Raw genomic sequence first — 26117 nt, 5'->3', positions numbered from 1 at the left:
CACACCGACCAAAAACCACCTAAGTGACTGTCACTTAGGTGGTTTTTTATAGCTGGTTTTAAATCCAGTAATAGATCAGGCTTTTCCAGCCTCCAGCCTCCAGCCTCCAGCCTCCAGCCTCCAGCCTCCAGCCTCCAGCCTCCAGCCTCCAGCCTACTGCAGATAAAACACAATACGTACTTCACTGCTAAAGCTGATCTCACCTGGCTGGTAATCTGCCGTTGAGCCACCAGCACTATCAGCCATCATACCTTTAGCCATAGTCTGATGCATTGGGCGAATCTGGCCAATCTCTTCAATGCTGTAGGCGCGGCTGATACGCTGTCCCAGCTGTTGGGCCATACGCTGTGCTTTGCTTTTGGCATTAATAATCGCCTGATCCAGTGCTTTGGCTTGCAGTTTGTCTTCATCACTATGACCAAAAGTCACTTGAGCCAGAGAATCAACACTGACTGATGTGATTGCATCCAGCAGGTCAGGGTATACGCTTAAGTCACGTACAATAAAGCTCATGCTTCGACTAACCCGTGTACCGACCTGAACCCGTTTGTTTTTCTGCCATTCATACTCTGGTTGAATACGAATCTGACCCGCTTCGATATCTTTAGAAGATAGGTTAAAGCGTCGAATCTCTTTTAAGAGTTGTTTACTGCGTTGTTCAACATTCTTACGTGCCTTATTTAATATAGGGCTAATATTCTCAATGGTTAAATTGACAGTAACCATGTTAGGCAGTACTGACTCACTGGCTTCTGCGCGTACAACCAGATGTGGCTGCTCCGGCAGTTGAGCGCTGACCTGCATGGAAAAGATTAAACTGATACTGGCCAGTAGATAGGTGATATATTTCACGGCTTGATTCCTTACCCGGTTTTATCGGCTGTTAGGTTTTATGATAAGAATAGTGCTTTATTAGAAAGTTCAGTTCCATAATTGATACGGTTGAATAATTTAGCGATGGGTCGTGGGTAGCGGTCAGTCAGTTCATAAGATATTCAATCACTGGGTAGTACGGAGAAGTAGGTGATACGTTTTATTTTGGGTGGTGCCCGTTCCGGTAAGAGTAGCCTGGCTGAACAATTGGCAGTTGCTTCCAGGCTACCAGTGCATTATCTGGCGACGGCTCGGGTTTGGGACAAAGAGATGGCTAAGCGGGTAGAGCATCATCAGCAAAGCCGTCCTCAGGAATGGCCTTTTACCGAAGAGCCGCTAGAGATTATTCCAGTAATTGCTGAGCAAGCCCAACAAGGTTGTGTCTTGCTCGACTGCCTAACGTTATGGCTGACCAATGTTTTACTGCTGGATGATGAAGAGCAGTTGGCACAAAGACAGCAGGATCTGTTGGATTTTCTGGCCAAGGGGGTTGAGGGTGAGCTGATTCTGGTCAGCAACGAAGTGGGTCAAGGTATCGTGCCGGATAATGCTCTGGCGAGACGTTTTGTCGATGAAGCAGGTCGTTTGCATCAGCGTATTGCTGCCCTGTCTGATCAGGTCGTCTTTGTGACGGTGGGTTTGCCACAGGTGCTAAAGGGGCCCGTGCTTGAGTTATGATCGATAAGGGCGTGGATACGCAACAAGCCTCATCTGTTATTTGCTCAACAGCCTATTTGAAGTGAGGCACATAAGCCTCACTTCGTAGCGGGTTCAAAGCTAGTGTGCGGTTTCCACCTGATGTTTGCTCTTGGGTTCAAATTGGGAGACCAGCATACCGGCAAGCATTAAACCGCAGCCCATCAGGCCTTTCATGGTTAATAGCTCGTTCAGGAACAGGTAGCCACCAATCACGGCAAAGACCGCTTCCAGGCTCAGAATAATCGCGGCATGAGAGGCTGGGGCCTCTTTTTGGGCAAACACCTGTAAGGTATAGGCAACACCCACGGACAACAGACCGGCATAAGCGATAGGCTGCCAGGCCTCTATAATTGAGCCAATCTCGGGAGTTTCTGTCGTAAAGGCCGCAATCAGACTGATAATGCCGCAGGTAAAAAACTGCACTATAGAGAGCCGCAGAGCATCCATCCTGGGAGATAGCCATCCGATCAATAACACATGGCCTGCCCAGAATACCGCACCAATCAACTGCAGTAGATCACCGTAAGCCAAACTAAAGTCATCGGTGACACTTAACATATACAGCCCTAAGACTGCCAGTAACGCACCAAACCAAGTATGTTTCCCGGTCTTTTGTCCCCATAGCAGGGCGATAATAGGCACCAGGATAATATAAAGCCCGGTAATAAACCCGGCATTACCGGCTGTGGTGTACTGTAAACCCACCTGTTGGAAAGTCGAGCCCATAAACAGCAGCAGACCTGCCAGAAAGCCCCCTAACCACAACGGCATACGTTTCTTATAGCCACCTTGCTGATCACTCACTTGTTGATCACGACCTGCTTGCAGCGGTTCTGGTTTGATCAGCAAGAGCAGAGGTAACAGGGAGATCGCCCCCAGAAAAAACCGGGAGGCGTTGAAGGTAAAGGGACCGACATAATCCATACCGACCCGCTGGGCGACAAAGGCAAAGCCCCAGATTGCAGCTGTAACCAGTAGCATTGCATCAGAGCGTAATGTTCTTGTTTGCATAACTTTTATTTCGCGCAAAAGCGCGAGTGTAACAAATTTGCATGTTATGGCACTGCTCTTATTCGTTAAAGATATGTAGAAAAATCAATGGATGTTAAAAATCTAGGTATTATCCAGTATGAGCCGTGATTACAGTAAGGCATTTTGTCGTTTGGTTGGTCTGGCTTCTATGGTAAATTCTTAGGCCTTTCGGATGGGATCTGCCGGAGTTTCAATGCGCCATTTTCGTATGGATAGCGGCCTGTTAAGTGGCTTTCTTTATATTAGTCTGTTGCTACTTTTATCCAGTTATTTAGTCGTTAATCTGGATCAAAAAAAAGATAAGACTCTGCAGTTACAAGCTGAAAAGGGGAAGTTTTCCCTGACTTTCTGGTACCCTCAAACCAGTCCACCACAGCCACTATCCGGTGAATGGTTCAGCTTCCCAGATCAGTTGTTAAGCCCTGAAGCCGCTGCTGAAAATATGGCGCTGTCCTCCCCTGTAATTGTGCCGGATGTTTGGCATTCCAATGGTCCCAGGCGTCACGCTGTGACATATGTGCTGTCATTAAGTGATATTCCGCAGCAGATTGAACTGGGCTTGCTGATCCCTGAGATTAAGAACAGCTTTCGTTTGTTTCTGGATGATAGAGAGGTTGCCTCTGGGGGCGTAAGTTCAGTACACCCTGATCAGATAGAAGGCTATTTTGGCGACAAAGTAGTGTATTTGGGCATGTTAAGGCCTGACGCTCAGCTCACACTACAGGTAAGTAATTACGGACATGCCAGAGGCGGTATCCATGAAGCGATGATATTGGCTCCATATGAGCATTGGCAGGCTTACTACCGTAATAATATCTTGTTGGAAGGTGTTGTGATCTGCCTGGCGTTGCTGGCGGGAATTTTGATCTTGGTGGAGTTTGCCCATGGGCCTAAACATAAGGAGTTGTTATGGATCGCTTTGTTCACACTGCTGTTGGCCGGTTATACAGGCACTACGGGGTTAGGTACTTTTTTAACGTTATTTGGAGCTTTCCCCTGGGAGATTGCTGTTCGGCTTGAATATATTGGTTTTTCCTGCGCTATCCCTTTGTTTATCAAGTGGTTGGGTTCTCTTTATGGGCCAGAGGCAACGCCTCGATTAGTCCAATACTTGCCTTGGTTATCACTCTTTCTGCTGTTGCTGATTATATTAACGCCCAGTGTGTTGTTTACCGAGTTATTGTACGCCCTCTTGGTTTATATGAGCATATGTATCCTGCTAACGGTAATGATAGTGGTGCGCTTATTTTTATTAAATCGTGCAGGTATCCGTATTCTTGCCTTTGGTGGTTTTGCGCTGTTTGCCAGTATTTTGCATGACCTGGGGGTATTCTTTTTTGGGGGGGGTTTTTTAGCCGGGGAAGGGAACGGTTCCAGCCTGATGCCTCTGGGGGTGCTGCTCTTCCTTATCTCACAGGTAGGTTTTTTGGCTTTTTTCCGTACTCACGAGCAGTTGTGGATTATCCAATTAAATCATCATCTGCAGGATGATACTGCGACTTTGGAAAATCAACTCAATGAGAGAAAGCAAGAATTGCAACTCAGAAGCCGTGAATTGGAACAAAGGCGCAGGGATCTTCAGCAACTAAAAAATGAGGATGAACTGACAGGACTCAGTAACCGTCATACTTTTGTTCAGCAGATTATGGAGCGGATTAAGCGTAATCAGCGTAGCAATTTTGCAGTACTCATGATCGATATTGATTACTTTAAGCAGATCAATGATGAATATGGCCGGGAGTTTGCTGAAAGTGTGCTACGCCGGGTATCCCAAAGGTTAATTAAGGAGTGTAAAGGGCACTTTGATTGGGTTCCTGCCCGTTATGGCGGGGATGAGTTTGTATTATGGTTGGGAGGGAGTGATTTCAAGCAGGCTAGCAGAGTTGCTGAAAGGATACAGCAGGATATTGCCAGGATGCAGTTACCTATCTTTAGTCAGCCTGGTTCAATGTTTAAATTTACGGTCTCTATCGGTATTGCCAGTAGTGAACGTGACGGTGAAACATCGTTAGATGCTCTATTGGCGAGAGCAGCTGATGATGTGCACCATCAAAGAAACAAACAACGTTTCCAGCAAGGCTATCAGCAAGCACGCATCGTCGCGTCAACACAGGTTTTTCCAGTAAAAGGCTTTAATATCGAAACAGGTAATGCCGAGTCTTCTTTAAAGACAACGGCTGGTTTTAATATAAAAGCTGCTTTTAATGGCAAGACTGACCCCAGTGAAGAGAAGGGTAAGGTAAGGGGTTATAGAGATGATTGATCCATTACTGCTATCTTCAGCTTCATCAATACAAAAACTCTTTTTTACCGTCCTATCCTGGCGGAATATTGTACTGATGTTATCCCTGTCCCTAAGTGTTTTAACAGCCCCTATTGCATGGAGTGATCATAATGGGCTGAAAGCCCGTAATGGCGTATTGGATCTGCAGTATTGGCCCTTTGATAGTGATGAACTGTTTACAATCCGGGGGGAGTGGCTGTTTTACCCACAGCAGTTGTTGTTATTAAAAGATCTCAGCAGCCTTCCAATTCCTTCCAGTCAGTTTTTGCCCCAGAGACTTCTGGAGTGCTCGCAGATTGCCTTACAGAAAAAAGATGCGTGTTACGCCACTTATGTACTGGAGCTCAGACATCTGCCTGATCAGCCGCTGGCGATCTTTATTCCTGAAATGGCAACGGCTTTTAAACTGTTTTGGAATCATCAGTTAATCGCTTCAGGAGGGCAGGTTAGTCAAAATAAGGATCAGTTTATACCCTATGTGGGGCATCGTTTAGCTTACCTGCCCAAGCAACACCGCCGGGGTGTATTGATTCTACAGCTGGCAAATCTTGTGACCGCTGAACCTGCGCCACCCCGCAGCTTAATGCTGGGAGATACGGAGACTGTACAGGAATATTTTGCTACCGGAGAGCTACAGCAAGCGCTTGCAGGGGCTTTGACCGCTATAGCATCGATACTCTTCTTTCTTCAGTTCCTGGTGCGCCATCGCTATGAAAGAGGGGTATGGGCCTTAAGCCTGTTTAGCCTGGCGGTTACTCTCTACATCTATAGCGAAAGCTATACGGTGATGAGATGGTTTATCTTGCAGGAACAATGGGGTTGGGCTTTTAGAGTAAATTGTATGGCACAAAGTTTATTAGTGCCCTGTTTTATCTTCTGGTTACAAGGCTATTTGAATGTTGTGTTACCTGGCTGGGTACGGCGTGTTATGTGGTGGCAGTTATATCTATCACCTCTATTGCTACTGGTGCCTCAAGCTGTGGTCGTATGGCTGGAAGCGCCGTTGATGTTTTGGCATCTGATATTACTGATGACTGCAACGCTCTATTTGATGAAGTATCGTGTTCAATCCTGGCGCGTACTCCTACCTCAAATCACGGCAATAGGTTTATGTTTACTGGCCATTATTCATGATGCCTTACTATATCAGCAGTGGATCGGTGGTATTTATTGGCTACCGATGGGATTGCTCTGTTTTATTATCATACAGATCTTTCTTTTGGCGGTGAGTCGCACCCGTCAATATGCTTATTTGGAACGGCTTAATAAAAACTTGGCTACTGAGAGGGATAAGTTACAGGATAAAGTGGAGCAGATCAGTCAGGAGATCGTAGCTAAGGTGGATGAACTTGACACAATTCAGGATGAATTAAGATACCTGCAACGCTTTGATGAGCATACCGGCTTACTGCGGCATGCTACTTTTCAAAAGGAATGCCAGCATCGGGTGCAGAGTATGGTTTTGTCTGAGCAGCCTGTTGCACTGATTCTACTGGATATAGATCGCTTTAAGCAGATCAGCGCCCAATACGGCTTTTTTGCCGCTGATCAGGTGATGAAGGATGTTGCTCTGTTACTGGAGCAGTGGTGCCAGAAAGAAAACTGGGTTTGTCGAATGGAAGGGGAATCCTTTGCTCTGTTTGCACTGGATATGAGTGAGGATCAAGCTTTACTGGAAGCCGAGTCACTACGGCTACGTATTCAGCAAAGGGCAGTGATATTGCATAACCATAATGAGCAGGATCTGAGTTTTCATGTCACTGTTAGTTTTGGTCTTAGCAGTTGCCAGGCGGATGAGGCCAGTATAGAGCGTTTGACCAAGGAGGCTGACCTGGCTCTGAATAAAGCCAAATCTCAGGGGCGGAACTGTGTAGTAAGTTACAGCCAAATGTTGGAACAGGCTAATTTCAAACGTTTTGTTGATAATAAGGGCTGACTTAGGTGCTGAGCTGCTTTCATCGGCAGCTCAGAGATAAGTTTATTAAGATAAAAAGCGCGTTAAAGCAAAGAAAAAAGGTCTAAGCTTGCAGCTGACCCTTGGATAAGTTCAGTAACCTCTCCAATGCAGCCATATCCATATGTTGTTCGATGGCATCGGCTATACGGTCAATGGATTGATCATAAAGGGCATGAATATCAAATGTTTTGGCTTGCTCTAACCCGGCCCATTGCAGCAGTGCCTGGCAGGCCTCGGGCTGATCAAACAGGCCATGCAGATAACAACCGGCAATCTGTTTGTCCTCTGAAATAGCACCATCAGGGCCGGAGGTGAGCTTGACTAAAGGTTGGCTTAAGGCTGAACCTGTGGTAACACCGGCATGGATCTCATAACCACTGACAGGAATATTCAGTGCCGGATCCAGCAGTAGACTGCCCTGAGTGTTTTTCAGCTGCTTCTCTTTTTCCAGTGTGGTTTCAGTTTCCAGATAACCCAAGCCTGGAACACTTTTCGCTTCGCCCTCGATCCCTTCCGGGTCATGTAACCATTGGCCCAGCATCTGCCAGCCACCGCAAATACCCAACAGCTTACCGCCATAACGCAGGTGTTTTTGTAGGTAACCTTCCCAGCCTTGCTGACGTAGCCAGTTTAGATCGGCCTGTACACTTTTACTGCCGGGAAGTATTACCAAGTCTGCCGGTGGTGGCGTTTGATCTGAGGGCACAAAGTGAAAATCCACTTGGGGGTGTTGACGCAGGGGATCAAAATCGGTGTGATTACTGATGCGGGGGAAAACAGGGACGACCACGCGCAGGTTGTCTTTTTCCTGGGCTTGATCCGGGGCTTGATTAACACCGTCCTCGGCTTCCAGGCATAAACCGTGGAGATAGGGCAGAACAGACAGCACAGGTTTTTTGGTGCGCTGCTCCAGCCAATCGTTACCCGGTTGCAGTAGGGAGATATCGCCACGAAAGCGATTGATAATAAAGCCCTTAGTGCGTTCCTGCTCGCTGGCTGACAGCAGATCCAGAGTGCCGACCAGATGGGCAAAAACTCCGCCTTTATCGATATCTGCCACGATTAATACCGGGCAATCCACCGCTTCAGCAAAACCCATATTGGCGATGTCACGGTCTCTTAGATTGATCTCTGCCGGGCTGCCTGCACCTTCTACCAAAATCACCTGATATTGCTGCTGCAGACGCTGGTAGCTATCCAGTACCGCGTCCATCGCCACTTTTTTATAGTCGTGGTACACCCTGGCGTTCATATTGGTCACCGCCTTGCCCTGAATAATCACCTGAGCCCCGGTGTCTGAGTTAGGCTTCAGTAATACAGGGTTCATATCCGTATGAGGCTTGAGATAACAGGCCTGGGCCTGGGCTGCCTGGGCGCGACCAATCTCACCGCCATCTACAGTAACCGCACTGTTGAGTGCCATGTTTTGTGGTTTAAAAGGAACAACACTGATGCCTTTGCGGGCCAGTAGGCGACACAGGCCAGTGACAACAGCGCTTTTTCCGGCATCTGAGGTGGTGCCTTGAATCATCAGTGTGGCTGAATGCATTGAAAAATCCTTTAGATACAACTCATTAGTGGGTTTCTACGACTGAAGTTATAATACCTGCTTTGTAGCGGGACAACCTCAGCCAATCGCTTATTTATCAGCTCCGGTGTTTGCCGTAATGCAAGCCGGACAGACCCGTCTAACCAAGATAAAACCCTGATCAGACAGAATTGGGTTAAACCCTAAAGGATACTCAAGGCTATGTTGTTTTTCTCTCCGGAAATTATTGTGATGGCGTTGTGGCTAGGCTGGTGCCTGGATCGTTTATGGGGTGAACCTTCCCGTCTTCACCCTTTGGTGGGGTTTGGTCATCTGGCCAGTTGGTTAGAGTTAAGACAAAATCCTGCTTCTGCTCAAAAGGCCCGCAAGGATAGCGACAGTGGACATAGTCATGAGGTGCATAGCGATAAGGCTGGTTGCAGTGAAGTGAATAGCGATGCAGCTGATGCCGAGGATAAATGGGCCAATCGTTTACTTGGCTTAATCAGTTGGTGTCTGTTGGTATTGCCTCTGCCTAGCGTCTTGTTTTATTTCTCTGCTCCGGTGGCTGTTTTTGATCTGTTTCTGCCGAGTGATTTAGCAACAGAGATGAGCCAGGCGCAAGCACAGGGCTTATGGCCGATACTAACATGGCCGATACTAACGCAGTTGATCCTGTTTCTTGTGCTATTAGCGGTAAATGCTCTATGTCTGTATTTTGCCCTGGGCGCCCGCAGTTTGGCAGAGCACTTACAGTGGATCTATCAACCACTGCAGAATGGTGATTTACAGCAGGCAAGAGAGAAGGTGGGTTGGATTGTCAGTCGTGATACCTCTGATATGGATGCCCATCGTGTCTCCCGTGCTGCCATTGAATCCGGTCTGGAAAATGGCAGTGATGCTATTTTTGCTCCTCTGTTCTGGTTTGCCCTGGCCGGTGCGCCTGGTGTCGTGCTCTATCGTTTGGCTAATACTCTGGATGCCATGTGGGGTTATAAGACTCCACGCATGTTGCATTTTGGTTGGGCTGCGGCACGTTTGGATGATGTGCTGAACTATATTCCTGCTCGATTAACGGCGATGGTTTATTGCTGTTGTGGCAGTTGGCACTGGGGTATTCGCTGTTGGCAGTATCAGGGCGGACAGTGGGAAAGCCCTAATGCAGGCCCTGTGATGGCGGCGGGTGCTGGTGCACTGAAAGTCATTTTAGGTGGCGGTGATAATTACCATGGTCAATGGAAAGAGCGTCCAGCTTTAGGTGTCAGTCGAGCCCCTGAAGCCAATGATATTCAGCGTACGGTACAGCTGCTACTGAGAAGCCAATGGATCTGGTTATGTGTACTGAGTGGTGTCGCAGTCATATATTGGGTGCTCTATTTATAATGTTTTATCATCAAGTTTTTTTATCAAGCTTCTGATAAAACCTAATAGAGCCCTGAATAAGCAAGCCACTGTGATAATCCTTTAATGAAATAACTGAATGAAAACACTTAACTGGCAGTCACCACCACAACACGGTGGTGATCTGGCACGGGCAAAAGCTCTGCACAGCGATATTTCCCCGGATGATTGGTTAGACCTATCGGCAGGATTAAACCCTCAACCCTGGCCAATCCCGCAGATTCCCATAGACTGTTTCACTCGCCTGCCTGAAGACTACTCTGCTCTGCTGACCGCTGCGGCTGAGTATTATCAGCAGGAATCGCTTTGGCCGGTCAGTGGTTCCCAACAGATTATTGAGCTCTTGCCTAAATTAAGGCAGAACGCTTGTGTTGCTGTGCCTGAGGTCGGGTATCAGGAGCACGCCTGGTGCTGGTTAAAAGCCGGTCACAAGGTGATGACTTACTGTGATGATGAGTTGGAGCAAGCGGCAGAGACGTATGATGTCGTTGTTGTGATTAATCCCAATAATCCTGGTGGGCAGCGATATCCTCAAGCGCGTCTACTCACACTGCAACAGAGATTGGCGAGCCGTAATGGCTGGTTAATTGTGGATGAAGCCTTTATGGATGCTTTATCAGAGCAGGATCAGGCTGAGAGTTCTTTAACGGTAAAGGCTCAGCTAGATGGGCTGATTGTGCTACGTTCAATTGGAAAGTTTTTTGGTCTGGCCGGTATTCGCAGTGGTTTTGTTTTATGTCAGCAAGCGTTGCTGGACACAATTCGTCAGGGATTAGGACCCTGGCATATGAACGGTGTCAGCGCTTATCTGACACAACAATTGTTACTGGACCGGGAGTGGCACTATCGTGCAAGGGCAACGCTAAGCCTGCATATGAATCAGCAGAGGTTGCAACTGGATAGGTTGTTTGAGCCACAGGGCAGGTCTATAGGTTATACCCCATTGTTTTACACTTGTTATCATCCTGCTGCTTATCAATTGCAACAACAACTGGCGCAGCAGGGAATCTGGGTGAGATACTTTTCTCAAAGCTCCTGGCTGCGCTTTGGCCTGGCAGATAACCCTCAGGCGCTAGGACGTTTAGTACAGGCATTAGATCAGAGCTTAAACCAAAGCTTAAAGAGAAGATTATGGTTATAAGACCTGTGCTGCTAGGACAGATGTTGTAACAGATACTCTTGTATTGGGGCCAACGCCTTATGCAGGGCCTGATAGGCTTGTTGGCTGGCAGCACTGTTATCTGCTTTCATGGCCTGTTCTAACTCAATCGCTGCAGCTTCGGCTTCGGTAAAGGCAAAGGTTCCCATCAGCCCCTTTAGTGTATGGATCAAGCGCAGGCTATGTTCTGCATCTGGCATAGTGTCCAGAATATTTTGCAACGTTGGCAGTACATCATGATAATTGATGAGAAAGTCCTGTAAGAGATCCTCCATCAACTCAGGGTCATCATTTAATTTGTGTAATGCCTGTGCCAGATTACAGCCCGGAATATCGGCCAGCCAGCCCTGTATACCTGGTCGTTCGGTTGTGCTTTTTTCAACTCCGTTGATCTCGCAATCGATAGCTGTACTGGCTTTTGAAGGTGGCGTATCTTGTTGAATAGCAGGATGAACTCCGGCGCGGGGTTTTATCCAGCGGATCAGGCTTTCCGTTAGAATATCCGGGTCTACAGGTTTGCTTATATGCTCATTCATACCTGCTTTCAGACAGCGTTCTTTATCACCTGTCATAGCATTAGCAGTCATGGCGACTATGGGAAGCTCTGTCAGGGCTAATTGCTGCCGAATCTGCGCGGTAGCCTGATAGCCATCCATAATGGGCATCTGAATATCACATAGCATCAGATCAAAGGTTTCTTCCTTTAGGTACTCAATCGCTTCCCAGCCATTGTTAGCCAGGGTGACCCGCATCCCTCGCTTTTCGAGTAATTCCTGAGCCACTTGCTGATTGATCAGATTATCTTCTGCAACAAGCACACGGGCCCCTGCAATTTGGGTCAGCTGTTGGCAGTAATCCTGAATATGGCTTTGCTTGTTGGTGTGATAAATCCGACCGGCACCAAGAAGGTTTGCCATGCTGTCCAAGAGTAGGGACGCATTAATGGGTTTTAGAATCAAATCTGCAACACCGGGTTGTTTGCGCAACCAGCCAAAAGAGTGGCGACCATGGGCGGTGACCAGAATACAAAGGGTATGTTTTTCCTGGGGTGTTTCCTGGTAGCGCTGAATTAGTTCAGTCCCTTCCAGGTCAGGCATCTGCCAGTCGATCACCGCTAGATCATAGCAGGGATCAGACTGGGTCAGCATTGAGAGAGCCTGGCTGCCATTGTGGGCATAGTCCACCTGAAAACCAAAACTAGTGATTATCGAACCGGTAATTTCTCTGGCATGTTGATTGTCGTCGGCCACCAGTACTCTCAGATTATTCACATCCTTCAGCAACATGTTTTTCTGTTGGCTATCGGGCTGTTTCTGGCATTGAATACTGAAATGAAAGCAGCTGCCCAGACCTGGCTGGCTGGTCACATTGAGCTGGCCGCCCATCCGTTCAACTAAATGTTTGGATATGGCCAGCCCCAGACCTGTACCTCCAAAGCGACGGGTAGTGGAGGCATCCGCTTGAGTAAAGGGTTTAAACAAGCCGTTAATCTGCTCTTGTGACATGCCAATGCCTGTATCCTTCACTTCAAAATGCAAAAGAATATTATCTGAATCAATCATTTCTACTTTGGATTGGACCAGCACTTCGCCATAGTCGGTAAACTTAATCGCATTGGTACAGAGGTTGAGTAGAATTTGGCTCAGGCGCAGAGAATCGCCAATCAACAAACGTGGGATATCGGTAGGGAAAGAAAACAATAGTTCCAGGCCTTTCTCGTCAGCTTTTAAACTGAGCAAACGGGCCAGATATTCGATCACCTCATCCAGATCAAAGGGAGATGCTTCAATATCTAACTTACCGGCTTCGATTTTCGAGAAATCGAGAATATCATTAATAATACCCAACAGGCCTTTGGCTGACTGATGAATTGTATCCAGGTAGTTAGCCTGGATTGAGTCGGGATCGCTCTCGTAGGCCAGCTGGCTTAAACCTATGATGGCATTCATTGGCGTACGGATCTCATGGCTCATATTGGCCAGGAAATCACTCTTCATCTGATTGGCGTTATCGGCAGCTTCTTTTGCCTGTGCAAGAGTCTGTTCGGCTTCTTTGCGCTGAGTAATATCATATAGCCAGGCAAAATAGGCCGGTTTATCATCATACTCAGTTTTATAAATCGATAGCTCTCCCCAAAGCTGAGTGCCGTCACGGGTTTTGAGTTTGGTATCGATATCGAGCCGTTGATCACTGTCTTCCAGGCGCTGCATCAGATCAGAAAGATCGCAGCTGTCAGTAAACAGGTTGACTGCTTTGTGCCCTAGCAGCTCTTCTGAAGAATAACTGAGTAGATCAAGTAAGGCTTGGTTACAGTAGGCCAGTTCACCATTCTCTCTGACGACTGCGGCACCGACAGGACTGGACTCCATCAGGGAAAACATCTGCTTCTGGGCCTGATTTTTTTGGGTGATATCGACAATAGTCAAAATCCTGCCCTTATCAGAGATTTCATTGCAGAATATCTCCAATACCCGACCATTTGCCAGGCTGCGCTGGTAGCTGGAGTTCTTATGCTGTTCCAGATTGGCTAGTGCCTGTTCGACCAAGCGATCTTCTTCCCCTGCTCCTAAGTCTCCCCTGTTAGCCATAAAGTGAAAAATATCCCGAATAGGACGACCAGCCTGAACCAGTGTGGCGGGGAAGTCATAGAGGTCCCTAAAACCCTGATTGGCGTACAGCAAGGTGCCACCTGCACTGAGTTTGATGACGCCACTGGGTTGGCTGTTCAGAATCGCATCTTGTTCATCCAGGGCATGAAACAGTTTACCTTCAGCTTCTTTTAGCTGTGTGATATCCGTACCTTCCGGTAACAGCAAAGTAACCTTGCCTTGGTTATTGAAAATAGGTGTGAGTTTGAAGTCGATGTAAAGCGTTCGGCCCAGTTGATCTTTATGGGTAACTTCAAAATGGGAGCTGATACCTTTTGCAGCTTTATCCAGAGCCTGTTTGACCCTAAGCTGCTGTTTGTGGTCGTGTTGCCACCAAGGCCCTTGCCAGAAATAGGTATCTTTCAAATTCTCCAGGCTTTGCTGGGCGATATTCAGTGCAATCTGGTTAGCAACGATAACCCTGCCTTCCAAGTCGAGTATTGCCAGTAACTCTGAGGAGTTATTGATCAGGGCGTTAAAGTAATCGGTTTTTTCCTGCAGGGCATGCTTGTTGCGCTTTTCTTCTGTCAGATCCCTGACGATACCGGTATAGAAAATTTTCTGCTCGGTGATGACCTCACTTACGGCCAGATACAAGGGAAAGGTTTCCCCTGTTTTTTTGAGTCCCACTACTTCTCGACCTAAACCTACAGCGCGGCTGGATGCATCTGTTTCACTGCGTTTATTTAGATGATTTTTCAGAAAGCCATCATGTTGGCTGCGGTAGGGTTCGGGCATCAGCATAGAGATGTTGGTGCCTATCACTTCCTGACTGGAATAACCAAACAAGCGCTCAGCTGAGGGGTTAAAGCGAATAATAATGCCTTGTTGGTCAATACATATGATGCCATCAACGGTTGTATCGAGGATAGACCGAAGATGGATCTCTTGCTCGTTGTCAGTTGGCGGCGTGTTCTTGAACCGGCTTTTGATAACGAAGATCAGGCCGCAGGCCAGAAAGCCTGTTAGTGAGGCAAGTAATAAGTCAAATGGCACCATGCTGAACCCTTGGTCACGCCGGACATCGTATCAGAATAGGTGAATTAATAGGACTTAGGGACCTATTCTGTAGCTACTTTCTTATTATTTTGATTCAGTTCATTGTATTGGTATATAGGATTATGGATTAGGAATATACGAATTTACTCGATCGACTTTCATTAGACGCAAATAAGCTCCCTTACTGAATAAGTGTAGGCGCTAAACTTGTCATAGTGAGTACAGAAAAAGTCAGGCATTGTTGGATAACCGCTTGCTATCCAACAATGTCTGGCAGAGAAGATAAACGATCAGTAGGGGTTAAACAGCATAATCAGCACAAGCATTGCACCCAGCACAAGCAGAATATCGACCATCCAACGGGCTGGACTCTTTTTAGGCTTTTTCTTCTGCATCCCTTGTTTTTGTTTTGCGGCAGCAGCAGCTTGTTCACGTTTTTTCCTGCCTGACTTGACGCTTCTGTCCCTTTGCTTACGGAACTCTGCTGCCCTTTGTTTATCTTCAAACTCTTGTTTTCGCCGAAGCGCATCTTGCTTCAGCTTGTTCATATCTGCCATTGATGACCCCAATACAAATGGCTACTGCGCGGTAGCCATATGATCCTTCTAATTCTTAGCACTCAACAGGTGTATATACAGCCCTGATCACTGCTGAGCAATCTCATAACAGGGATTATACTTACTTCCAGGCAGTTTCATCCTCTGCTGTTGAACAAACGATTGTAACAGAGAGTCAAGTGGTTGCATGATTTCTTTTGCACCATTGATCTGGAAGGGGCCTAATTGCTCAATGGCAGTAATGCCTGTCGCTTTGACATTACCGGCAACAATTCCAGAAAAAACCCTGCGTAAGTTAGCGGCAAGTTTATGAGTTTCTTGATTTAAATTTATATCCAATGTCGCCATATTTTCGTGGCTGGGGTCAAAAGGTTGCTGGAATTCAGGGCTGATCTTTAAGCGCCAGTTAAAATAGAAGGAGTCATGATTGGCCCTGCGAAACTCTTCAACCCGCTGAATGCCTGCAGTCATCTCACGAGCTACCTGTTTTGGATCATCAATAATAATACGGTAGCGTTTCTGAGCTTTAGCCCCCAGAGTCAGGCCGATAAACTGATCCAGTTGTTGCCAGTATTCTGCACTACTGGCAGGCCCGGTAAAAATCACCGGGAAGGGTTGGTCATCATTCTGTGGATTGAGCAGAATGCCCAACAGGTAAAGAATCTCTTCTGCAGTGCCGGCGCCGCCTGGGAAGACCACAATACCGTGACCGGTACGCACAAAGGCTTCCAGACGCTTTTCGATATCGGGCATGATGACCAATTCATTGACGATAGGGTTGGGTGACTCAGCCGCGATAATCCCCGGTTCTGAGATTCCCAGATAACGGCCATCGAGAATGCGCTGTTTGGCATGAGCCAGATTAGCGCCTTTCATTGGACCCTTCATAGCGCCTGGACCGCAGCCGGTGCAGATATTCAGTCTGCGCAGTCCCATCTCATGGCCCGCTTCTTTGGTGTAGTTGTACTCTTCCCGGCTGATAGAGTGTCCACCCCAGCAGACGACGATACTGGGCTTTTCATTGGCTCTTAACGTGCCCGAGTTACGCAGAATATGAAAGATGGCATTAGTAATACCTTCAGAGTCCTGCAGATCAAAGCGGTCGTTATGTTCAATTTCATTGCTGACATAAACAATATCCCGCAAAACCGAGGAGAGGTGTTCACGAATACCACGAATCATCTGGCCTTCAACAAAGGCACTGGCGGGTGCTTGAGTGAGTTTCAGCTTAACGCCACGATCTTGCTGCAGTACTTCGATATCGAAGTTTCGGTTCTGTTCCAGAATCGCTTTGCTGTCATCGGTATGGCTGCCGCAGTTCAGAACTGCGAGTGCACAACCGCGCAACAGTTCATACTGACCGTTTTCTGAAGTGGACTTTAAGCGGTTCACTTCGCTTTGCGATAAAACTTCCAGACTGCCTTCCGGGGAGACGACAGTATCGATACCTAGGTTTGTATTTGTCATGTTGTACTCCTTATCCCTGGAGCCGAGAACCGGTTGTGATTTACTGGTCGGCTAGTGTGATCGCCTGTTGCCAAAGCTCTAATATCTGTTGGCGATCTTCCTCAGCCATCTGGTCATCATCAAAGACTTGATGTAACCAACGGGTAAAGCACACATCAAAATCATCTTCCGGTTCAACGTATTCGGCTACCAGAGTTAACTGGGGGATGATATATCCCAGTGCAAATAGTTGATCATCGCCAGCATTGTGTTCCATCTGGCGCAGTGTATCGGATAGTTGGTCAGCACGAGCACTGAAGCTGTCCATTTATAACTCTCTGTTTCTTAAGATATTAATAGGTGTCTATGACATAAGCATAACACCAGCTGCGACAGAAAAAAGCCTGAATGGTGTTTTTGTGGCTGTTGGGTATCCGAGGGGGGCAGGGATTCGTCTGAGCGGTGTCATTCAGGCGCTGTTTTTTTCGGGCATGTAGCTGACTTTTCTGCTCTTGCTTGTATGACAGGTTTATGGCGGATTTATGGCGGAGATATTGCTCAGGTATTACCTCGAGATTGCGCTGCTATGATGAAGTAAAAGCTCTGCAACTGATTGTTTTTAATGACTTGTTAGTCACTTCTTATAAACTGAAGAGTTATGCTTATACATTGGTATTAGGGTGTTTTTTCTGCAATTTAGATCAAAAAAATAATTCAAACGTTTGTTCAAAAATGCCTGAGCCCTTGCAGTTGCTGGCCTTCCGTCTGGTAGGTTGAAATGTGACCTCTAAGTCATTGATTTAAATTGGTGATATATGACTTTAAAGTCACTTTGTTGTCGGACCAAGGTCTAATATGTTGCGTTTGCGAAAAGGCAGTAAAACAACGCCATCATAGCGGCCTGCCTAACTCGATAATCATAAAACGGCAGGGGTTATGTGAAGTGCGTCTTGGACAAACATGGCATAAACGCAAAACAGATGTAAAAGCTTGCAGCCACTGTTGCCCGGTATTCGCTTCGTCATGCATCGCTAAACAAGTGATCTCAGCCTTTGCTGTTCTGTCGCAGTGAGGCGTCGGTTTATAGCAAGGTGTTTTTGTTTGGCCGCTTAGCAACAATAAATTTAATTAACAGGTGTGACTGTGCTATTGAAACGCAACCACGGAGATGAACATCCGTACTGGCCTGCCGGGCCATTTAAAATACGTCTTCCTTTTATTCACTATCGCTGGGAGCTGGCTGAAACTGTTCAGGGCATGGTGATGTTTGTGGTCGGTATGGCCATGATCCCTCTGCTGCAGAAATATCTGGGCCTGCCCTATGATGTGGCGCTGGCTTATGTAGTAATCTGTGGTATCGGCTTTATGCTGCCTAACCTGTTAGGTGTGCCCTTTGTGCCTGGTTGGATCACGCCAGCCATCCCTGTCGTGTTGTTGTTTATTGGTGGCTTTGAGCCGGGACCGGATGCTATTAAGGCGCTGGTTGCGCTGCAGCTAATGGTAACGGCGGTCTTCCTGTTTATGGGGGTAACCCGTTTAGGCTCTAAGCTGGTGAACGCCATCCCTAACTCGATCAAAGCGGGTATTCTGCTGGGCGCGGGTATTGCTGCAATTACCGGTGAGATCAGTGAAGGTGGCCGTGCTTACAATACGCCGATCTCTTTGGGTCTAGGGGCACTGATTACCGCGTTTGTACTCTTCTCGCTGTCTTTCCGTGATTGGGTTGAAACACACCGTTGGGCCAAGACCATTGCCGGTTATGGTATGGTTCCTGGCATGCTGATCGCAATGGCGATTGGTTGGGGTGTTGGAGAGTACAAGCTGCCTGAAGTGGAATTTGGTATCTCCAGTCCTAACTTCACAGCTATCTGGGATTACCTGCCGTTTACCATCGGCATGCCGGGTATTGACCTGATGATTGCGGCGATTCCAACGGCGATTATCGCTTATATCATCGCCTTCGGTGACATCATTGTCGGTCAGAGTCTGCTGAGCCGTGTGGATCACCTGCGTCCGGATGAAAAGATCGAAGTGGATGTGGACCGTGTACACCTGGTGACAGGTCTGCGTAACCTGATGCACTCTTTCTTTGCACCTTACCCAGGTCTGGCCGGTCCTCTGTTTACGGGGGCGATGGCAACGATTGCAGAACGCTACCGCTATGGTCGTAGTGCTATGGATACCATCTATTCTGGTGCAGGTATCTTCTGGATCGTAGGTTTTATTGCACTGTTTGTCCTGCCGCTGATCACGCTGTTTAAGCCGGTACTGCCGATTGCACTGTCGATCACTCTGCTGATCACGGGTTACCTGTGTATTGCGGTAGCGGTTGAGCAGATTGATAACGCGACCTCTATGGGGGTAGCAGGCTTGATGGGTGTGGTTCTGGCTGTACACGGCGCTGCATGGGGCCTGGGTACTGGTCTGGTGTTGTACTTCCTGATCGAGTATCGTGCGAAGAAAAATATTCAGCCGGAAGAGCCGATTCATGTTGAAGAGAATGCAGCCAGTGTCGACTGATTATATACACTAAAGGGCAGTTAATATTTCGTTATTACACTGTTCTTAAAACTGAAAACTGACGAAAAGCCTCTCGGTGAGATACTGAGAGGCTTTTTGCGTTTTTGATGGTGGGGGTTGAGAGCTTAGCGTATTAGTAAATAGTCTAGCTTTAGACTATATAAAGTATATCCGTATCGGTTTTTTGTGGTGGTGCTGTAATAAAAATGTAACAATTTGTATTGAGTAACAGCTCAAAAAATAGGCTCCTAAAGGCTGATGTTTGACCTATATCGAGAATGACCACAAGAGTCATAATATGATGAGGAAATCCCCCACATGCTAATAAGACATAAGTTAACGCTGAATGCGTTAGTGGTTATTGCGGCGATGGCCGCAATGTTCATTCTGTTTTCTTACACGTTATCTTCTGTAAAAGAATTAAGCCAGGGAAAGGCACTGACCTTACGTTTACAGGCGGATATGTTGCAGCTGCGCCGTCATGAAAAAGACTTTCTGGCTCGTCAAGATCTAAAGTACCAGGCGCGTTTTGATCAAACCTATCAGGGCATGACCGCTAATTTGGTCAGTATCCAGCAGTTGTTGAAAAGTTACGATATGACTCTGCCTGAGCTGGATGACCTCAATCAGACTTTTGCCCGCTATCAGGAGCTGTTTCATCAAGTCGTCAAAGCCACGGAACAGATGGGGTTGGATCATAAGTCGGGTTATACCGGTGAGCTGCGTGCTGCCGTGCATGGTATTGAGTCGGAGCTGAAAAAGTTGGACGCCGATGCCATTCTGGTGACGATGTTACAGCTGCGGCGGGCAGAAAAAGACTTTATGTTGCGACTGGATATAAAGTACCTGGATAAGTTTAATGGCCTGTATCAGCGCTTAGCCCAGCAATTGAATGGGTTGTCTGTTTCCAGTACCGAGCGTCAAACATTGCTGACATTGGCACAAACTTACCAGACAAAATTTACTGGCTATGTGGAGGGGGCACAGTTTCTGGGATTGAACAGCCAGGAAGGTTTACGTGTTCAGATGCGCAGTACGGTACAGAGCAGTGAGGATCTGCTGGATAAGAGCATCGCTGCTGTCGAGTCTCTTTTAGTGAAACGTCTGGATCGGGCTCAACTGTGGTCCGGTGCCTTGTTCGCCGGGATGTTACTGCTCACTTCTATCGTCGCCTGGTTTATCGGTCGTTCTATCTTTTTGCCGATTCAGAGTATTCAGCAGGCGGAGGCTAATATTCATGCCAGTAAAGACCTGAATCTGCGCGTGAAAGCCGAGGGACGGGATGAAGTGGCGGAGATGGCGCAAACGCTGAATACGATGCTATCAGGTTTCCAGGCTGTGATCTGTCAGGTCAATGAGGCGGTTGTGGCGATGAACCGGACGACGGGAACATTATCTGATGATGCCAGAAAGACAGCGCAGGATATTGAGTTACAGAAATCTGAAACCGAGCAAGTGGCGTCGGCCATGACGGAGATGGTCGCCAGTATTGAAGAAGTGGCTATGCATACAGATCAGACGGCGGAAAAGGTGCGCACGGCACATCAGGTTGCAGAGTCTGGTCAGAGAAAAGTACAGAGTACCATCACGCAGATACATGAGCTGTCAGGACGTTTGGAAAGTGCCGTTGAGTCGGTGGAGGTCCTATCCCGGCAAAGTGATGTGATCGGCTCAGTGCTTTCTGTTATTCAGGAGATTGCGGAGCAAACCAATCTACTGGCCTTGAATGCAGCCATTGAGGCGGCCAGAGCCGGTGAGCAGGGGCGTGGTTTTGCTGTCGTCGCAGATGAGGTTCGAGCGCTGGCAGGACGTACACAGAATGCGACGCAGGAGATCGATAGTATTGTGGCTGAACTGCAAAGTCAGACTAAGAACATCGTGCATGTTATTCGTGAGTCGTGTTCCGATAGTCAGCGGGGATGTGAGCAGGCTGGTGAAGCCGAGCAGGCACTGTTAGCCATTACCGCCGATGTCAAAGAAGTACTGAATATGGCAACTCAAGTGGCCGCCGCAGTGGAGCAGCAAAGTGGCGTAGCTCAGGAAGTGGGACGGAATATGTCCAGTATTCGGGATATTACTGATCAGGCGGCGGGATCGGTTCAGAGAAACTCAACGGCCAGTCAGGAGATCTCTGCTCAGGCCGGTCGTTTGAATCAGGTTGTGTCGGTGTTTAAAACCTGATTGCTTGTCATTATAAGTCGATAGACGACATCCAGAGATACGGAGACGAGTATGCACCTCTCTCCGTGTCAGGCAGCGCTGATTTCTTCCAGCAAGCACTTCGCGTCGTCACTTTCTGCGTCCACAGCAACTAATCACCACTATTAATGGTCAGTAGTGACTTTCCTGTTATGGCTGGGGTTTATGCTTATTTTCCAGCCTCCAGCCTCCAGCCTCCAGCCTCCAGCCTCCAGCCTCCAGCCTCCAGCCTCCAGCCTCCAGCCTCCGTTAGCCTGCAGCCTTAGTTAGCCTCCAGGAAAAGGAGTAAAGTAGATCAGAATACCGAACTTCGGATGGTCGATATAATGCAGTTCTTTACTGCGCATACGACGGGATTGCTGCATCGGGATCACCTGAGTCAGGACCTGCTCTCCCTCAGCAGACTGAAATTTGGATAAAAACAAGTTGGTATCAATATGCAGATATCGAGCTACAGATACTGTTATTGTTCCATCCAGTTCATAGCGGTTATTGACCTGTTTGCCTCCTTGAATGCGGATAGGCAGTGTACGATTCTTATTTTTACCATATACAGGCATCTGCCAGGCTTCATGGAACAGTATCCGGATATCATCCTGATTTTCTAAGCGGCGTTTTTTACTGCCCAGCGTATATAGACGGCTACTACGCAGGAAATACTCTGGCAGATAGCCCTGCTGCAGCATATCAATTTGCTGTCGGCTCAGTGGCAATTGACCCATATCACTCTCATTGGCCGGCTGCATCTTACTGAGCTGAGACTTGTTAAAGCTGGATTTACGATGCAGGCCGAGATAGCGATCAGGTAATTCGATTTGAAGGTCGGTCGGCCAGGTTTCGGCTACACCTGTGGAGTTGGTTTCATAGGAGAAAACCACCATTTCCAGTACGTAGCGTCGTCCTTCATTACTGGCCTGAGCGCTTGGTGCCAGAGTCAGGGCCAGCAGACCAGAGAGCAAAATGTAGCGAAAGTACTTGTTTATCATAAGATTCTTCAGCCATTACAGGCGCTAGGGTTATCAAGTTAATTATGTTAGAGCTTCTTAAGCCTTGACTGGTCAATATTGTTGTTTTGCTAAATCAGCTTTTGTCCGGTGCTAATTGTTGTAATAAGCGATCAATCACATTAAAACGACTATCCGCTTTTTTCATCAGATCGGTAAACTTCAGCTTGTTAGCACCGTCCAGCTTATAACGCTGTGGCGCTGATTGTATCAGTTTTACAATAGTCAGGGGTTCAACCTGGGTTTCCGGAGCAAACTCCAGTGTACCGCGTTCCTCATTGCAGTCGATACGAACAATACCCATCTCTTCGGCGCGGAACTTTAAACGAGTTTGATTAAACAGGTTTTTCAGTGGTTCCGGCAGTAGGCCAAAGCGGTCAATCATCTCGACCTGTAGTTCTTTCAGCTCGGTATCGTCTTTGGCGTTGGCGATACGTTTATACATCACCAGGCGGCTATGGACATCGGGTAGGTAATCCTCAGGGATCAGTGCCGGTATACGCAGGTTTACCTCAATGCCCTGATTCAGAGGTTTATCCAGGTCTGGTGTTTTGCCCTGCTTGATAGCCTGAACCGCTTTGTCCAGCATCTCCATATAGAGACTGTAACCCACCTGCTCCATCTGACCGCTCTGGCCTTCACCCAGCAGTTCACCGGCACCACGGATCTCCATATCGTGGGTGGCAAGGGTAAAACCTGCGCCCAGATCTTCCGCTTGAGAGATCGCCTCCAGACGCTTTTCGGCGTCTTTGGTGAGCTTTTTACCTTCCGGTGTCAGCAGATAAGCATAAGCCTGATGGTGTGAGCGACCAACACGACCACGCAGCTGGTGCAGCTGAGCCAGACCAAACTTATCGGCCCGTTCAATAATAATGGTATTGGCACTGGGGATATCGATACCGGTTTCAATAATGGTGGAGCACACCAGTACATTAAAGCGTTTGTGGTAGAAATCAGACATCAGCTGCTCCAGCTGGCGCTCTGGCATCTGACCATGGGCAACGCCGACTCGTGCTTCTGGTACCAGCACACGTATATCTTCTGCAGTGTTTTCGATGGTCTTTAGGTCATTATGTAGGAAATAGAGCTGACCACCACGGAGAATCTCCCGCAGAATCGCTTCTTTAATGGTGGCCTTATCAAATGGTCGGACAAAGGTTTTTACCGATAGGCGCTTGGCCGGTGGTGTGGCGATAATCGACAAATCACGAATACCGGACATCGCCATATTGAGCGTACGGGGAATCGGTGTGGCGGTCATGGTGAGAATATCAATCTCTGAACGTAAGGATTTTAGTTTCTCTTTTTGACCGACACCGAAGCGGTGCTCCTCATCGATAATCAACAGACCGAGATTATCGAAGCTCATATCCTTTTGCAGCAGCTTGTGGGTGCCGATAATGATATCCACCTGACCGTTTTCCAGTTTTTCCAGAACGGCTTTCTGCTCTTTGGCGGATTTAAAACGTGACAGTACTTCCACTTGTACTGGCCAATCGGCAAAACGATCACGAAAGTTTTCAAAGTGTTGCTGAGCCAGTAGCGTGGTAGGCACCAGAATAGCCACCTGTTTTCCGCTTTGTACGGCAATAAAGGTGGCTCGCATTGCCACTTCGGTTTTGCCGAAACCGACATCGCCGCATACCACGCGATCCATAGGCTGGCCCGAGGTCATATCCTGAATGACAGCGTTAATAGAGGCCATCTGATCAGGGGTTTCCTCAAAGGGGAAACCGGCTACGAAGGCCTCATAGGACTGATCTGGAATGTCATGGCTAAAGCCTTTTCTGGCGGCACGGCGGGCGTAGATATCCAGCAGCTCGGCGGCGGTATCGCGAATTTTCTCTGCTGTTTTACGTTTGGCTTTATCCCACTGATCAGAGCCCAGTTTATGCAGTGGCGCGTTATCATCACCGGCGCCGGAATAGCGGGAGATCAGGTGCAGGGCGCTAACGGGGACATAAAGCTTCGCACCATCGGCATATTCCAGGGTCAGGAATTCCGCTTTTTGCTGATCCACCTCGATTACCTGCAGGCCGAGGTAACGACCCACGCCGTGATCAATGTGCACCACAGGTGCACCTTCCTGTAGTTCTGTCAGGCTGCGAACGGTATATTCGCCAATATCGGTGGCTTTTTGGCGGCGACGACTCTGGAATACACGTTGACCAAACAGCTGGCTTTCACTGATCAGCTCGACTTTGGCATCTGGACAGTGAATGCCTTCCAGCAGAGGGGCGACAGTAATCGCCAGCTCGGTATCAGACTGAGCAAACGCCTGCCAGCTATCACACGTTTGTGGGCGGACTTCGATACGCGCCAGCAGTTCTAACAGTGCTTCGCGGCGACCGGCGGACTCTGCGCAAAATAGAATGCGATCACTGCTATTTTTCAGATGTTGCTGTAATTTAGCCAGGGGTTGACTCTGTTTGGCATCTACAGGTAAGGCTTCAGGCGTGGTAAACGGCAGATTGATACGGCCTGCTTTGTCTTCATCAACAATGTCCTGGTGCAATTGGATGCGCGGGAAGCCTTTCAGGCGACCAAATAGCTCGTCAACGGGCAGGAACAGCTGGCGCGGTGCCAGAATCGGGCGCTGAATATCGTAACGACGATCTTCGTAACGGCGTTCAATCTCATCCCAGAAATTCTGTGCTGAGATCTCCAGTTCGCTGCTGGCGATTAACAGGGTGTTTTCTGGTAGATAGCTGAAGATGTCTGCAGTTTGATCAAAAAACAGCGGCAGATAGTATTCAAGTCCCGGAGAGGGAATGCCTTTAGAAACATCCTGATAAAGCGGGCACTGGCGAAAGTCGATATCAAATTGATCCTGGAAGTTGATGCGGAAGTGATCGATACCGTTTTTATCCAGTGGATACTCCTGAGCGGGCAGAATACGGATATTGTCGATCTTGTCTTCCGAGCGTTGAGTTTCAGGGTCAAAGGTGCGCAGGGTATCGATCTCATCATCAAACAGATCGATGCGAATCGGCTTGTCTGCCCCCATGGGGAACAGGTCCATAATGGAACCGCGAACCGCATATTCGCCGTGAGTGTATACATTCTCAACGCAGTGATAACCGGCCTGTTCCAACTGTCGGCTCATGGCCTGGGCATCAAACTTTTGTTCCGTTTCCAGTAGGAAAGTAAAACCACTGATATAGCTTTCCGGTGCCAGGCGCTGCATCAGGGTGGATGCAGGGGCCACCAGAATACCTTTTTTTAGCTGTGGCAGCTTAAACAGCACCTTCAGACGCTCAGAGATAATATCCTGATGGGGTGAGAAGGCGTCGTAGGGCAGGGTTTCCCAGTCTGGCATACGCAACACTGGGCAGCTGGCATCCAGAAAAAATTCCAGAAGCTCCGTGAGTTGCTCAGCTTCATTCTGCGAGTGGGTCACCACAAACAGCAGGCCTGAGTGCTGTTGTGTCAGTTGACTGATAAGCAGGGCCTGAGCACTGCCGGGCAGATTGCCCCAATGGCGGATGTCGCCCTGTTTAACCGGAATTGATTGGCTTTGTAGCTGCAGTTGCATATGCCTGTCCGTTGCTGCCTGTAAAAACAAAAAATCAGGCGTAAGTCTAAGGGGCGCAGGATTAATGTAAAGCTCTGGCTTAATGAAATAAAGCGTAAATCAAAAGTTGATCTACACTCAATCACACTATTTCCTGGTTATCGGTCAGGTATTTTGGATCATTGTCAGGCATTATGGACTTTAGCCGGGTTATAGCGCGTGCATGACTTTTGTTGTGCATTTATTGGAATGAGAGAGAGCTAAATTAGTGCGATTTTTCGGATATTTTGTTAGATA

16 protein-coding genes are annotated in these 26117 nt (G+C 47.9%); 7 read left to right on the top strand and 9 right to left on the bottom strand.

All coding sequences use genetic code 11. The features are described 5' to 3' along the window. Positions 1-153: 153 nt before the first annotated feature. Positions 154-852, bottom strand: coding sequence for an SIMPL domain-containing protein (locus tag H579_RS0108890; protein WP_028300381.1), 699 nt, complete (start codon positions 850-852; stop codon positions 154-156). A gap of 171 nt (positions 853-1023) precedes the next feature. On the opposite strand from H579_RS0108890, the gene cobU reads away from it, so the two are divergent. Next, positions 1024-1551, top strand: coding sequence for a bifunctional adenosylcobinamide kinase/adenosylcobinamide-phosphate guanylyltransferase (gene cobU / locus H579_RS0108885; RefSeq protein WP_028300380.1), 528 nt, complete (start codon positions 1024-1026; stop codon positions 1549-1551). Between the two features lie 99 nt (positions 1552-1650). On the opposite strand, the gene H579_RS0108880 is transcribed toward cobU, so the two are convergent. Next, the gene (locus H579_RS0108880) at positions 1651-2583 is read right to left on the bottom strand and encodes a DMT family transporter (protein ID WP_028300379.1); all 933 of its coding nucleotides are present in this window, start codon (positions 2581-2583) and stop codon (positions 1651-1653) included. 214 nt (positions 2584-2797) lie between these two features. On the opposite strand from H579_RS0108880, the gene H579_RS0108875 reads away from it, so the two are divergent. Together H579_RS0108875 and H579_RS0108870 are read left to right on the top strand one after the other, a co-directional pair. Continuing rightward, positions 2798-4867 (top strand): GGDEF domain-containing protein, encoded by a 2070-nt coding sequence (locus tag H579_RS0108875; protein WP_028300378.1) that lies wholly within the window; start codon positions 2798-2800, stop codon positions 4865-4867. Next, a complete protein-coding gene (locus H579_RS0108870) occupies positions 4860-6824 on the top strand; it encodes a GGDEF domain-containing protein (RefSeq protein ID WP_028300377.1) in 1965 nt (654 codons plus the stop codon). The genes H579_RS0108875 and H579_RS0108870 overlap by 8 nt, the downstream gene beginning before the upstream one ends. Positions 6825-6906: 82 nt before the next feature. Here the strand turns inward: H579_RS0108870 and H579_RS0108865 are convergent, their stop codons facing one another. Next, positions 6907-8394 (bottom strand): cobyric acid synthase, encoded by a 1488-nt coding sequence (locus tag H579_RS0108865; protein ID WP_028300376.1) that lies wholly within the window; start codon positions 8392-8394, stop codon positions 6907-6909. A 201-nt stretch (positions 8395-8595) separates the two neighbouring features. On the opposite strand from H579_RS0108865, the gene cbiB reads away from it, so the two are divergent. Both cbiB and cobD read left to right on the top strand, forming a co-directional pair. Continuing rightward, positions 8596-9756, top strand: coding sequence for an adenosylcobinamide-phosphate synthase CbiB (gene cbiB, locus H579_RS0108860; RefSeq protein ID WP_051227470.1), 1161 nt, complete (start codon positions 8596-8598; stop codon positions 9754-9756). Between the two features lie 97 nt (positions 9757-9853). Further along, complete coding sequence (cobD, locus tag H579_RS0108855) at positions 9854-10915, top strand: threonine-phosphate decarboxylase CobD (protein WP_028300374.1); 1062 nt, start codon at positions 9854-9856, stop codon at positions 10913-10915. Between the two features lie 11 nt (positions 10916-10926). Here cobD and H579_RS27800 read toward each other — a convergent pair whose 3' ends face one another. The 4 genes from H579_RS27800 to H579_RS0108835 all read right to left on the bottom strand — a co-directional run bounded on the left by H579_RS27800 (position 10927) and on the right by H579_RS0108835 (position 16911). Continuing rightward, entirely contained in the window at positions 10927-14580 is a 3654-nt protein-coding gene (locus H579_RS27800) for a PAS domain-containing hybrid sensor histidine kinase/response regulator (protein WP_051227469.1), read from the bottom strand. A gap of 290 nt (positions 14581-14870) precedes the next feature. Further along, positions 14871-15128, bottom strand: a complete 258-nt coding sequence (locus H579_RS0108845; RefSeq protein WP_157834584.1) for a hypothetical protein — start codon at positions 15126-15128, stop codon at positions 14871-14873. Between the two features lie 96 nt (positions 15129-15224). Beyond that, positions 15225-16604 carry a nucleotide 5'-monophosphate nucleosidase PpnN gene (gene ppnN / locus H579_RS0108840; protein ID WP_028300372.1) on the bottom strand — a complete coding sequence of 460 codons (1380 nt, stop codon included), beginning with the start codon at positions 16602-16604 and terminating at the stop codon, positions 15225-15227. 40 nt (positions 16605-16644) lie between these two features. Next, entirely contained in the window at positions 16645-16911 is a 267-nt protein-coding gene (locus H579_RS0108835; RefSeq protein WP_028300371.1) for a YfcL family protein, read from the bottom strand. A gap of 815 nt (positions 16912-17726) precedes the next feature. On the opposite strand from H579_RS0108835, the gene H579_RS24960 reads away from it, so the two are divergent. Both H579_RS24960 and H579_RS0108820 read left to right on the top strand, forming a co-directional pair. Beyond that, positions 17727-19103: a solute carrier family 23 protein gene (locus H579_RS24960; RefSeq protein ID WP_036565853.1), complete on the top strand. Its 1377-nt coding sequence runs from the start codon at positions 17727-17729 to the stop codon at positions 19101-19103. Between the two features lie 318 nt (positions 19104-19421). Further along, positions 19422-21284, top strand: a complete 1863-nt coding sequence (locus H579_RS0108820; RefSeq protein ID WP_028300369.1) for a methyl-accepting chemotaxis protein — start codon at positions 19422-19424, stop codon at positions 21282-21284. A 284-nt stretch (positions 21285-21568) separates the two neighbouring features. Here H579_RS0108820 and H579_RS0108810 read toward each other — a convergent pair whose 3' ends face one another. After that, a complete protein-coding gene (locus H579_RS0108810; RefSeq protein ID WP_028300368.1) occupies positions 21569-22288 on the bottom strand; it encodes a CsiV family protein in 720 nt (239 codons plus the stop codon). Positions 22289-22382: 94 nt separating this feature from the next. Then, positions 22383-25841: a transcription-repair coupling factor gene (gene mfd, locus H579_RS0108805; RefSeq protein ID WP_028300367.1), complete on the bottom strand. Its 3459-nt coding sequence runs from the start codon at positions 25839-25841 to the stop codon at positions 22383-22385. Between the last annotated feature and the right edge of the window lie 276 nt (positions 25842-26117).

Source organism: Oceanospirillum beijerinckii DSM 7166, assembly GCF_000422425.1.
Classification (GTDB): Bacteria; Pseudomonadota; Gammaproteobacteria; order Pseudomonadales; family Halomonadaceae; genus Oceanospirillum; species Oceanospirillum beijerinckii.
Note: the sequence above shows the minus strand (reverse complement) of the source record. Positions and strands in the feature narration are given on the sequence as shown.